Annotated in this window: 11 protein-coding genes; 9 read left to right on the top strand and 2 right to left on the bottom strand. The window is 65.4% G+C overall.

Features of this window, described 5'->3' with window-relative positions:
* Positions 1 to 51 precede the first annotated feature (51 nt).
* The gene (gene rpiB / locus OWC48_RS24780) at positions 52 to 498 is read left to right on the top strand and encodes a ribose 5-phosphate isomerase B (RefSeq protein WP_071914697.1); all 447 of its coding nucleotides are present in this window, start codon (positions 52 to 54) and stop codon (positions 496 to 498) included.
* A 104-nt stretch (positions 499 to 602) separates the two neighbouring features.
* Positions 603 to 1,328 carry a sulfite exporter TauE/SafE family protein gene (locus tag OWC48_RS24775; protein WP_282522302.1) on the top strand — a complete coding sequence of 242 codons (726 nt, stop codon included), beginning with the start codon at positions 603 to 605 and terminating at the stop codon, positions 1,326 to 1,328.
* Between the two features lie 6 nt (positions 1,329 to 1,334).
* Here the strand turns inward: OWC48_RS24775 and OWC48_RS24770 are convergent, their stop codons facing one another.
* Positions 1,335 to 3,413 (bottom strand): bifunctional diguanylate cyclase/phosphodiesterase, encoded by a 2,079-nt coding sequence (locus OWC48_RS24770; protein ID WP_282522301.1) that lies wholly within the window; start codon positions 3,411 to 3,413, stop codon positions 1,335 to 1,337.
* Entirely contained in the window at positions 3,413 to 4,570 is a 1,158-nt protein-coding gene (locus tag OWC48_RS24765) for an ABC transporter substrate-binding protein (RefSeq protein ID WP_282522300.1), read from the bottom strand. Before OWC48_RS24765 ends, OWC48_RS24770 begins: the two co-directional genes overlap by 1 nt.
* A 202-nt stretch (positions 4,571 to 4,772) precedes the next feature.
* Between OWC48_RS24765 and radA the strand changes: the two genes are divergently transcribed.
* The 7 genes from radA to OWC48_RS24730 all read left to right on the top strand — a co-directional run bounded on the left by radA (position 4,773) and on the right by OWC48_RS24730 (position 12,188).
* Positions 4,773 to 6,221: a DNA repair protein RadA gene (radA, locus tag OWC48_RS24760; RefSeq protein ID WP_282522299.1), complete on the top strand. Its 1,449-nt coding sequence runs from the start codon at positions 4,773 to 4,775 to the stop codon at positions 6,219 to 6,221.
* Positions 6,222 to 6,386: 165 nt separating this feature from the next.
* A complete protein-coding gene (locus OWC48_RS24755; protein WP_011086837.1) occupies positions 6,387 to 7,016 on the top strand; it encodes a CvpA family protein in 630 nt (209 codons plus the stop codon).
* Positions 7,017 to 7,044: 28 nt separating this feature from the next.
* Positions 7,045 to 8,550, top strand: coding sequence for an amidophosphoribosyltransferase (gene purF, locus OWC48_RS24750; RefSeq protein WP_014495832.1), 1,506 nt, complete (start codon positions 7,045 to 7,047; stop codon positions 8,548 to 8,550).
* 15 nt (positions 8,551 to 8,565) lie between these two features.
* Complete coding sequence (locus OWC48_RS24745; RefSeq protein ID WP_282522298.1) at positions 8,566 to 8,709, top strand: hypothetical protein; 144 nt, start codon at positions 8,566 to 8,568, stop codon at positions 8,707 to 8,709.
* A gap of 87 nt (positions 8,710 to 8,796) precedes the next feature.
* The gene (locus OWC48_RS24740) at positions 8,797 to 9,537 is read left to right on the top strand and encodes an SDR family NAD(P)-dependent oxidoreductase (RefSeq protein WP_282522297.1); all 741 of its coding nucleotides are present in this window, start codon (positions 8,797 to 8,799) and stop codon (positions 9,535 to 9,537) included.
* Between the two features lie 78 nt (positions 9,538 to 9,615).
* On the top strand, positions 9,616 to 10,794 hold the full coding sequence (locus OWC48_RS24735) for a hypothetical protein (RefSeq protein WP_282522296.1): 1,179 nt from the start codon (positions 9,616 to 9,618) through the stop codon (positions 10,792 to 10,794).
* A gap of 167 nt (positions 10,795 to 10,961) precedes the next feature.
* The gene (locus OWC48_RS24730) at positions 10,962 to 12,188 is read left to right on the top strand and encodes an ABC transporter substrate-binding protein (protein ID WP_282522295.1); all 1,227 of its coding nucleotides are present in this window, start codon (positions 10,962 to 10,964) and stop codon (positions 12,186 to 12,188) included.
* Positions 12,189 to 12,270: the final 82 nt, after the last annotated feature.

The following is a 12,270-nucleotide window of genomic DNA, read 5'->3' as shown; positions in this document are numbered from 1 at the left end:
ACAGCCGCGAAGCGGCTGTCACGGCCAATGTAAAATCAAGAAGGACATCACATGCGTCTCGTCATCGGATCCGACCACGCCGGCTGGCCGCTCAAGCAGACCGTTATCGATCACATCCGCAGCCTCGGCCACGACATCGTCGACGTCGGCTCCCATGACGACAAGCCGGTGGACTTCCCCGACATCGCGCGGGCCGTGGCTCAGAAGGTGACGTCGGGCGAAGCCGCACGCGGCATCATGGTGTGCGGCACCGGCGTCGGCGCCTCGATCGCGGCCAATAAGATGAAGGGCATCCGCGCCGCGGTCTGCCACGACGTTCATTCCGCCCATCAGAGCGTCGAGCATGACGACGTCAACGTCATGTGCATCGGCGCGCAGATCGTCGGCGCCTGGCTCGCCGTGGATCTGGTCTCGTCCTATCTCTCCGCCGAGTTCTCGACGGACGAGGACTTTCGCCGCCGCGTCGAGAAGCTGCGCGTCATGGATGAGCAAGGCTGACGGCCTGCCCGGACCGCACGCGCTGAGCGATCGGTTCCCTCGCCCGGAATGGATCGCCCGCATCGCCGGCCACGGCTAAACTCTCCCGATTCGTGGAGAGCACCTTGGCCTTTCTCTTCGTCCTCATCGTCGGCCTGATCGCCGGCACCGTCTCAGGCATCGTCGGCACGGGGTCGTCGATCATGCTGATGCCGGTGCTGGTTTATGCCTATGGGCCGAAGGAAGCGGTGCCGATCATGGCGGTCGCCTCCGTCATGGCGAATTTCTCCCGGATCCTGGCCTGGTGGCGCGAGGTCGACTGGCGGGCCTGCGCGGCCTATTCGGTGACGGGCATTCCGGCCGCCGTGCTGGGCGCACGCACGCTGCTCGCGCTCCCCTCGCACGCCGTCGATCTCGCCATCGGCATCTTCCTGATCACGATGGTGCCGGTGCGGCACTGGCTGGCGCGGCACGACCTCAAGGCCAATCTTTGGCACCTCGCGATCGGCGGCGCGGTCATCGGCTATCTCACCGGCATCGTGGTCTCGACCGGCCCGCTCAGCGTGCCGCTGTTCCTGTTCTACGGCCTGTCGAAGGGCGCCTTCCTCGCCACCGAGGCGGCTTCCTCACTCGGCCTCTACTTCGCGAAGTCCGTGACCTTCGAACGTTTCGGCGCGCTGACGCAGGACGTCTTCATCAAGGGGCTGGTTGCGGGCTCCTCGCTGATGTCGGGCGCCTTCATCGCAAAACGCTTCGTGCTGCATCTCAAGCCGGAGATGTTCCGCCTGGTGATGGACGCGATCATGATCGCGGCCGGGCTCTCCATGCTCTGGAACGCAACGCAGCCCTAATCGCGCTCAGGCGGCGAATTCGGGCGCGATCGAGGGGCTGTCGGCGAGCACGCGGCTCGTCTCAGTGGGCACCGCCTGCTTTTCGAGCCATTGCAGTACGGCGTCGAGCGGCTGTGGCCGATGGTAGTGATACCCTTGCCCGAGCATCACGCCCATCTCGCGCATGGCGTCGGCCTGCTCGGGCCGCTCGATGCCTTCCGCGACGAGCGTCAGCCCCAGCGTGCCGGCGAGCGAGGCGATGACGCCGACGATCGCCTTGTCTTCCGCGCTGTCAGGGATCTCGCTGATGAAGGCCTTGTCGATCTTGACCTTGTCGAGCGGGAACCGCCTGAGATGTGCGAGCGAGCTGTAGCCCGTGCCGAAATCGTCGAGCGCAATCGTTGCGCCCAGGCGCCGCAGGCGGTGCAGCGTCTCGGAGGCGCTGGCGATGTTGTTGATCAGCGAGCCCTCGGTGATCTCGAGCTCCAGCGATGAGGCCGCAACGCTGAAACGCGCACAGGTCGCGCGCAGCTCGGCAGCGAGCGAATGGTCGGCGAGCTCGGACGGCGGCAGATTGATCGCGATCCGGATCTGCGACCTGCCGGCGGACGCCAGTCGCTGCAGCGCGCGACAGGCATCGGTCAGCACGTAGCGCGTCAGCCGCGCATTGTTGCCGCTGCGCTCGATCAGCGGCAGGAATTCGCCGGGACCGATCAAGCCAAGCTCGGGATGGCGCCAGCGGATCAGCGCCTCGAGGCCGACAACGGCCTGGCTCTCGAGGTCGACCTGGCTTTGATACCAGACCTCGAACTGCCCCTCGGCGAAGCCTGTGGGAATGGCGAGCTCGAGATCCCGGCGGCGGCGGTAGTCGCGCTGAAGCGCTTCGTCGAGCACGGCGACCGTGCCGGGCGCCTTGCTCTTGGCATGGTAGAGCGCGATGTCGGCGAGCGCCGGCAAATGCGACAGCTCGGGATCGCCGGCGCGGCGCACGGCAAGGCCGATGCTGGCGCGCGGCACGACCTGCTTGTCGTGCAGCCGGATCGGCTCGGAAATCGCATCTAACAGCTGGCGTGCGAATGCCTGAGCGGTCGCTTCATTGCTGACCTCGGGGCGGATGACGACGAATTCGTCGCCGCCGAGCCGGGCGACCCAATCCTGCGGTTCGACCGCATCGCCAAGGCGCTCGGAGATGTGCACCAGGAACTTGTCGCCGGCGTCGTGGCCGAAGGTGTCGTTGATGCCCTTGAAGTCGTCGAGATCGATGAAGCAGAAGGCGATCAGCGAGTCCGGCGAGCCGGCATCGCCGCTCAGGGTCACCAGATGCTCGGACAGCGAGCGACGGTTGGGCAGGCCCGTGAGCGGATCGTGCGCGGCCATGTGGCCGAGCCGATCGAGCGCCCCGGACGTCGTGTGCTGCATGGCGTTGAAGGCACGCGCGAGCTGGCCGAACTCGTTCGTCGATTTGATGTCGGCCGGATAGGCTCGCCCGTCCTGCTTGCTGCGCTGGATCGCCGACATGATTGCGGTGAGCGGCCTGCCGATGAAGATGTTGGCCGAGATCCGCATCGCGATCAGGGTGGCAAATGTTGCGAGCAGGCCGACCACCAGCAGCAACATCAGCCGGCCGCCCGTGTCCGCGTAGACCGTCGCATAGGAATAGGCGATCGCGATACGGCCGGCCTGCACGGCGATGTTGCCGTTGCTGTAGCGGATCGGACGCGAGACTTCCGATACCGCCTGGTCCGCCGGCCGCGCCACCACCCGCGCGATCGCGACGCCGGTGTCGTCATAAACGGCCGCCGCGGCAATGGTCTCGTCGTGCATGATCTCGTTGAGCACGCTCGTGACCTGATCGTAGCGCATCTTCCAGAGCGGCTCGGCGATCAGCTCGGCGCGGCTCTCGGCCGTGCGGGCAATGCGCGCGTCGAGCTGCCTGATCTGCGACCAGAAGCTCGATGCCTCGACGCCGGCGGAGGCGAGCAGCTGCACCACGAGCAGCACCGGCACGGTGGCCCAGAGCATCGCGCGGACCACCGAGCGCGAGCGCGACGGCGCCGCCGCCTGCTGCTTGCGATCCGGGTCGGTCATGTCGTCACCGTTTCGCATCAGTCGGCAGCGCCTTCCGGAAGCGTCAGCGAAGAGATGAGCGCATCGATGGAGAAATCGTACTGGCCGCAGCGCCCTGCCCTCGCCCTGAAGCGCGCGAAATCGATCCGATCGAAGGCGCGCGTCTTGATGAGGTCTCCGACCGCAGCGAGATTGTCGCGCGTGATCGCCGACGTCTTGGCCTCGACGCGGGGCGATGCGGCCGCGAAATCGCAGCCGTCGGCGTAGTCGCGCAGGAGGACGATCGACCAGCCGCCGAGCAGGAAATGTCCGCCATCGGTCATGAGCAGACGGCCCGCCTTGATCTCGCGCAGCGCGTCCTCCGACCAGTTGAGGCCAACCAGCTGGATGTTTCGGCCGGGCGTGAGGCCGGCAGCGACCACCGCGCGAAGCGCGCCAAGCGCCATCGGATCGTTTCCGGCCCAGATGCCGGCAGGCCGGATTTCCTTGCGCGCGGCCCAGCTCAGATAATTCCTGGTGACCTGCTCTGCCTCCGACTGGGTCCAGTTGGCGAACAGCATCCGGTCCACCACCACATCGGGCGCGGCCTCCACCGCGAGCTTGAGACCGGCGTTGCGGGCGATCGAGGCCGGCGTGATCTCGTCGCCACCGATGCCGAGAATGTGGATCTTGCCGTCCGGACTCTGCCATTTCTCGGCGCGCGCCGCGCTGATCAGGGCATTGGCCATCCTCGCGCCCGCGGTCTGGAGATCCGTCGTGATGTCACCGAGCCAGGTCTTGAGCTTTTGCCGGGGCGGTCCGAGGCGCGCGGCGTCGTCACCGATCAGCGGGTTCGAGAGCAGCAGCGTCTTGACCCCGGCGGCCTCGGCCGCCTCCAGGATGGGAACGGCGGCGGATTCCTCGTTCGACAGGATGAGGAAGTCCGGCTTGTCGGCGCGTGCCACCACGCCGAAGCCAAGCTCCTGCATGGTGCGGTAGTTCCGCTCGCTGGTCAGCACCTCGACATGCGCGTCGAGCTTGCGGCCCGCGGCCTGCATGGTCTGCGCGACCATGTCCCAGTAGACCTCGCCGGTCTTGCCGGGGTTGACGAAAACGATATTGAGACGCCCGGCGTCGGCCGCAACGGCGCCGCCAACCGGCATAAGAAAGCCGCAGGCCATGCCCACAGCGAGCATTATCCGCAAGACTACCGTCATTCGTTTCGCCATCCCGTATTGGTTTCGAACCTGGACCCGCGTCCGCTAACATTTGGCAAAGTCCGGAGCGGCGCGGCGGCGTAGAGCTAACAAAGGGTGTATCGGCTGCGCTGAATTGGGCTAATGGGGATGCTGGCGATCGCCGTCTCCACCCGTCATTCCGTGCTATCAGCAAACCTGAAACCCACGACTCGCTGTCCCCATGGCCAAGAACACGCTTTCCTTCGTCTGCCAGAACTGCGGCGCGGCCTATAACCGCTGGCAGGGCAAGTGCGAATCCTGCGGCGAGTGGAACACCCTTGCCGAGGAGGATACGTCCGGCAGCGTGCCGGTCTCGATCCGCTCCAAGCGCAAGGGACGGACGTTTGCGCTGGAGAGCCTGTCGGGGAAGACCCAGGACGCTCCTCGCCTGTCCTCGGGCATGACCGAGCTCGACCGCGTCACCGGTGGCGGCTTCGTCCGCGGCTCGGTGCTGCTGGTCGGCGGCGATCCCGGCATCGGCAAGTCGACGCTGCTGACGCAGGCCACCAGCATGATGGCGCGCGCCGGCCACCGCATCGTCTACATCTCCGGCGAAGAGGCGGTCGCCCAGGTGCGCCTGCGCGCCGAGCGCCTCGGGCTGTCGGACGCGCCGGTGCAGCTTGCGGCCGAGACCTCGGTCGAGGACATCGTCTCGACGCTGTCGGAAGGCGCGGTGCCGCGGCTGATCGTGATCGATTCGATCCAGACCATGTGGACTGACACGGTGGAATCCGCGCCCGGCACGGTCACCCAGGTGCGCGCCTCGGCGCAGGCGCTCATTCGTTTCGCCAAGAAGACCGGCGCGGCCATCATCCTGGTCGGCCATGTCACCAAGGACGGCCAGATCGCCGGCCCCCGCGTGGTCGAGCACATGGTCGATGCGGTGCTGTCCTTCGAGGGCGAAGGTTCGCAGCAATTCCGCATCCTGCGCGCCGTGAAGAACCGCTTCGGCCCGACCGACGAGATCGGCGTGTTCGAGATGACCGGCCTTGGCCTGCGCGAGGTCACCAATCCGTCCGAACTGTTCCTGTCCGAGCGCGATCTGGGCACGCCGGGCACCGCAGTCTTCGCGGGCATCGAGGGCACGAGGCCCGTTCTGGTCGAATTGCAGGCCTTGGTGGCCCCGACCTCGCTCGGCACCCCGCGCCGGGCCGTGGTCGGCTGGGATCAGAGCAGGCTCTCCATGGTGCTGGCGGTGCTGGAGGCCCATTGCGGGGTCAAGCTGTCCGGCCACGACGTCTATCTGAACGTCGCGGGCGGCCTGCGCATCCACGAGCCGGCGGCCGATATGGCCGCCGCGGCCGCACTGGTTTCATCCCTGGTTAATGCGCAGTTACCCACCGATGCGGTCTATTTCGGCGAGATTTCGCTCTCCGGCGTCATCCGCCCGGTGGCGCAGACCCCGGCCCGGCTCAAGGAAGCGGTCAAGCTCGGCTTCAAGCGCGCCGTGCTGCCCGAATCGGCCCGGGGCGGCGATGCTGGCGGCGACGCCGGACTGTCCCTGAACGCGATCAACAGCCTGACGACGCTGGTGGCCGAGATCGCGGCCCGGGGCTCTCGCCGCGGCGAACAGAGCCCGCCGGCGGAGAAAAATGCCACACCGGCAAGATTCCGCCGTGGAGAGGGTTAGGTGGAGGTGACGTCCTCCGCCCCCGCCGCTATACAGCCGTCACAAAAGCAGCATGGGATTGCGTGGTTGCGGCCTTGCCGGGAACGCCGTCTGGCCCTCACTTAAGGCCACGGCCAAACACCGATTCGCTGAGCACCTTGAAGTACGAGCGGACCCGACCAGCCGATGCCAGTAACACTCCTCGACCTGATCCTGCTCGGTGTGATGCTGATCTCGGGCCTGCTCGCCATGGTCCGCGGCTTCATGCGTGAAATCCTGTCGATCGCGGCCTGGGGCGCTGCGGCGATCGTGACGCTGTACTCGTTCTCGAAGCTGCTGCCGACCGCAAAGACCTATTTCAACAACGACACGGTCGCGAGCGTCGTCGTGGTCGCCGGCGTGTTCGTGGGCACCCTGGTCGTGGTCTCCGTGATCACGGTCCGGATCTCCGACATGATCCTGGATTCGCGCATCGGCGCGCTGGACCGCACCCTGGGCTTCCTGTTTGGCCTCGCTCGCGGGCTTTTGATCGTCGTGGTCGCGTTCCTGTTCTTCACCTGGCTGGTGCCGGACAAGCAGCGTCCGGACTGGGTCACGGGGGCAAAATCCCGCGTGGTGCTCCAGGGAACCGGCGATTGGCTGATGGCCCTCTTGCCTGACGACCCCGAGAACACCATCTTGAAGAGATTCAAGAAAAACAAACCAGATGATGATCAAGCTGATTCCGAGCAGCAGCCTTCGGGCAGTGGCGACGGATACAGTAAACCTGCTCGTGACAGCCTCAAGAAGCTGATCGAGAAACCTGCGGCGCGTTGATTAGGCCCTAAAGAGAGGCGCGGACGAGATGCGACACCCTGACCAGGACGCCCAACGTGATCTCGGCCCGGCCGCGCTAGAGCTTCAGGACGACCTGGAGGGCGATACGCTCCGCGAGGAATGCGGCGTCTTCGGCATTTATGGCCACCCTGACGCCGCCGCCATCACCGCGCTCGGCCTCCACGCCCTCCAGCATCGCGGCCAGGAAGCCGCCGGCATCGTCTCCTACGACGGCAGCCGCTTTCACTCGGAACGCCGCCTCGGACTCGTCGGCGACACCTTCTCCCGCCGCGAGGTGATCGACCGCCTGCCCGGCAATATGGCCGTCGGCCATGTCCGCTACTCCACCACCGGCGCCACCATCCTGCGCAACGTGCAGCCGCTGTTCGCCGAGCTCAATGCCGGCGGCCTTGCGGTCGCCCACAACGGCAACCTCACCAACGGCCTGACGCTGCGCCGCGAGCTCGTGAAGAACGGCGCGATGATGCAGTCGACCACCGACACCGAGGTGATCCTGCATCTGGTCGCGCGCTCCAGGCGCAGCCGCTTCATCGAGCGCTACATCGACGCCCTGCGTGAGATCGAAGGCGCCTATGCGCTGGTTTCGCTGACCAACAAGAAACTGGTCGGCGCGCGCGATCCACGCGGCATCCGCCCGCTGGTGCTCGGCGAGCTCGACGGTTGCCCGATCCTGACCTCGGAGACCTGCGCGCTCGACATCATCGGCGCGCGCTTCATTCGCGACATCGAGCCCGGCGAAGTCATCGTGTTCGACGAGAACGGCCAGGACATCCACAAGCCGTTCCCGCCGATGGCGCCGCGCCCCTGCATCTTCGAATACATCTATTTCTCCCGTCCGGACTCCATCGTTCACGGCCGCTCGGTCTACGAAGTGCGCAAGGCCTTTGGTGCGCAGCTCGCGCGCGAGAGCCATGTGCCGATCGACGTCGTCGTGCCGGTGCCGGATTCCGGCGTGCCCGCCGCGGTCGGCTACAGCCAGCATTCCGGCGTGCCGTTCGAGCTCGGCATCATCCGCAACCACTATGTCGGCCGCACCTTCATCCAGCCGACGCAGGCGATCCGCGAGTCCGGCGTGCGCATGAAGCATTCGGCCAACCGCGCCGCGATCGAAGGCAAGCGCATCATCCTGATCGACGACTCGCTGGTGCGCGGCACCACCTCGAAGAAGATCGTGCGCATGATGCGCGATGCGGGCGCCAAGGAAGTGCATTTCCGCCTCGCCTCGCCGCCGATCCTCTATCCCGATTATTACGGCATCGACCTGCCGGATCGCGGCGGCCTTCTGGCGGCGACGCATTCGCTGGAGGAGATGCGCGAGATCATCGGCGCCGACTCGCTCGCCTTCCTGTCGATCGACGGCATGTACCGCGCCATGGGCGAGCCCGGCCGCGACCCCGCCAATCCGAAATTCTCGGATCATTGCTTCACCGGGGCGTATCCGACCCACCTCACCGACCAGACCCAGACCGAGCAGCAGCCGCGGCAGCTGTCGCTGCTGGCCGAGGCGAGCTGACGAAAGACCGCGACGATGCAACTGGCCATCGCCATTCTCTGCGGAGGGCTTTTGGTCGGCTTCATCGTCTTTGCATTCAGGCAGGGTACGAAGGTCACACCCGACGGCTCGGGAAACGGGACTAACAACGACAATATGCAGCTGGGCGGCGACAGCTAAAGCTCAAAGGCAATAATTCTGTCATGCCGGGCTTGTCCCGGTTATCCATGTCTGTAAAACCCGCCGCGAAGACGTGGATACACGGACATGACAAAACCCCTCGCCAATCGCATCGCTCTCGTCACCGGCGCCTCGCGCGGCATCGGCTTCGCCACGGCCAGGGCGCTGGCCAAAGCCGGCGCGCATATCGTCGCTGTCGCGCGCACGCAGGGCGGGCTGGAAGAGCTCGATGACGAGATCCGGAAAGACGGCGGCAGCGCCACGCTGGTGCCGCTCAACCTCACCGATTCCGACGGCATCGCGCGGCTTGGCGCCGGCCTGCACGAACGCTATGGCAAGCTCGACATCCTCGTCGGCAATGCCGGCGTGCTCGGCCCCTCCTCGCCGGTCGGCCACATCGAACTGAAAGCTTTCACCGACGTGATGGCGGTCAACGTCTCCGCGAACTTCCAGCTGATCCGCTGCATGGAACCACTGCTGAAGCAGTCCGATGCCGGCCGGGCCGTGTTCATCACCTCGGGCGCCGCCAACAAGGCCACCGCCTATGTCAGCCCCTACGCCGCCTCCAAGGCCGCGCTGGAAACGCTGGCCCGCGCCTGGGCGCAGGAAACCGCGAATACGCCGCTCCGTGTCAATCTGTTCAACCCGGGCCCGATCCGCACCCGCATGCGCGCCACGTTGATGCCGGGCGAAGATCCGGCGACGCTCGACACGCCCGAACAGGTCGCCGAATTCATCGTGCCGATGTGCGCGCCTGACTGGACCGAAACCGGCAAGTTCTACGACTACAAGACGCGCGCCTTGATGAGCTTCCGTTCGCCGGCCTGATTGACTCGCGTGCCTCCCCGCGATTGACTGCCCGCGCTCAAGCGGCAGCAAGCCGCAAGCCAAAAAAGGGAGGTTGCCATGGCGCCGTGGCATGATCGCGTAGGGCTTGTCTGTACAAGGCTTGGTCGTACAAGGCTCGGCCGTGCGCTCGTACGAGTCTCTCACGCCTTCTCCATCCTGATTGCAGCCATCGCGTTCGTGCTTCCAGGCAGGGCGACTGCGGGCGACGTCCCGACCTTCGCGGTCGATGCCTCCTGGCCAAAACAGCTGCCGAATAACTGGATCCTCGGTCAGGTCGGCGGCATCACCGTCGACTGGCAGGGCCATATCTGGGTGATCCATCGTCCGCGCTCGCTCACCGATGACGAGAAGGGCGCGAGCCTCAACCCACCGCGCTCGAAGTGCTGCGTGTCGGCGCCTCCCGTGCTCGAATTCGACACCGACGGCAATCTGCTGCGGTCCTGGGGCGGTCCCGGCGAAGGCTATGAATGGGTCGGCCGCGAGCACGGCATCGAGATCGACGAGCGCGGCTTCGTCTGGGTCGGCGGCAACGCCGACAACGACAACGCCATCTTGAAGTTCACGCTCGACGGCAAGTTCGTCGCCCAGATCGGCAAGATCGCGCCGAGCCTCGGCAGCAACGACACCACGCAGCTCGGCAAGCCCGCTGAAACCGCGATCGACAAGGAGGCGAACGAAATATACGTCGCCGACGGCTACGGCAACCGCCGCGTCATCGTGTTCGATGCGACGACGCTCGCCTACAAGCGGCACTGGGGCGCCTACGGCAACAAGCCCGACGACAGCAAGCAGGCGGCGTACGATCCCAAGGCGCCCGTCTCCCAGCAATTCGGAAATCCCGTCCACTGCGTGAAGCTCGCCAATGACGGTCTCGTCTACGTCTGCGACCGCATCAACAATCGCATCCAGGTGTTCAAAAAGGATGGCACCTTCGTGAAGGAGTTCTTCTTCGAGAGGAACACCCTTGGCAACGGCGCGGTGTGGGACCTCGCGATCTGGCCCGATCCGAAGCAGACCTATTTGCTCAGCGCCGACGGCGAAAACAACGAGATCCGGATAATCAAGCGCGACGACGGCAGCGTGGTCGGCGGCTTCGGCCACAACGGCCGCAATGCCGGGCAGTTCCACTGGGTGCATGCGATGGCGGTCGACGCCAAGGGTAACGTCTATACCGCCGAGGTCGATACCGGTAAGCGCATCCAGAAATTCAAGCTGACCTCGGACGCGCTGAAATAGCGTCTCGACGCATTTTACCCAAAAGTTAACCGACGGATGACGCTACGCCGCAGCGTCATCCGGCTTTAGGCGCATTGCCGCAGACCGTGGGACACGGTAGAGCGATCAGCCGGAACAAGGCTCCGCAAGAGAGCCGTCCGCATATTTGACAATGGAGGAAACCCTTTATGACGACGACGTTCGCGCGCCGCTCCGCGGCTCTTCTTGCCTGCGCTGCTTTCGGTTTCGCATCATCCGCCTACGCCCAGGACAAGACCGTCACGATCGGCGTGCTCAACGACATGTCCAGCCTCTACGCCGACATCGGCGGGCCCAACGCCGTGGTGGCCGTCAAGATGGCGGTCGAGGATTCCGGTCTGGCCGCCAAGGGCTGGAAGATCGAGGTCATCAGCGGCGACCACCAGAACAAGCCTGACGTCGGCGTCAACATCGCGCGGCAGTGGATCGATACCCAGAAAGTCGACGTGATCGCCGACACGCCGAACTCCGGCGTCGCGCTGGCCGTCAGCAACGTCGCCAAGGAAAAGAACGCAGTCCTGCTCAACAATGGCGGCGCCAGCGCCGACCTCACCGGCAAGGCCTGCAACGCCAACACCATCTCCTACACCTACGACACCTACATGCTCGCCAACGGCACCGGCAAGGCGCTGACCAAGGCCGGCGGCGACAGCTGGTTCTTCCTGACCGCGGATTATGCTTTCGGTGCCGCGCTCGAACGTGACACCAGCGCGGTCGTCACCGCGAACGGCGGCAAGGTGCTCGGCGGCGTCAAGCATCCGCTCAACACGTCCGACTTCTCGTCCTTCCTGCTGCAGGCGCAAAACTCAAAGGCCAAGATCGTCGGTCTTGCCAATGCGGGCGGCGATACCACCAACTCGATCAAGCAGGCGGCCGAGTTCGGCATCGTCGAGGGCGGCCAGAAACTCGCCGCGCTCCTGCTCTTCATCAACGACGTCCACTCGCTTGGCCTCAAGACCGCGCACGGCCTCACCTTCACCGAATCCTTCTACTGGGACCTTAACGAAGGCACCCGCGCCTTCTCGAAGCGCTTCCAGGAGAAGGTGACCAACAAGGCGATGCCGTCGATGACTCAGGCCGGCAACTACGCGGCCATCCTGCATTACCTGAAGGCACTCGAGGCTCTCGGCGGCAATCCGCATGACGGCGCCAAGGTCGTCGCCAAGATGAAGGAAATCCCGACCGACGATCCGCTGTTCGGCAAGGGCCCGCTCCGCGAGGACGGCCGCCGCATCATTCCGGCCTATCTGTTCGAGGTGAAGAAGCCCGAGGAGTCGAAGGGACCGTGGGACTATTACAAGCTGGTCTCGACCATTTCGGCCGAAGACGCGGCCAAGCCGCTCAAGGACAGCGAGTGCCCGCTGGTGAAGAAATAAGCGCGATATCGTAGGGTGGGCAAAGGCGCGTGAGCGCCGTGCCCACCATCTCTCCGCGATTGAAAGAAACGGTGGGCAGGCT

Source organism: Bradyrhizobium sp. Arg816, assembly GCF_029989365.1.
In the GTDB taxonomy this organism is placed as follows: domain Bacteria; phylum Pseudomonadota; class Alphaproteobacteria; order Rhizobiales; family Xanthobacteraceae; genus Bradyrhizobium.
Note: the sequence above shows the minus strand (reverse complement) of the source record. Positions and strands in the feature narration are given on the sequence as shown.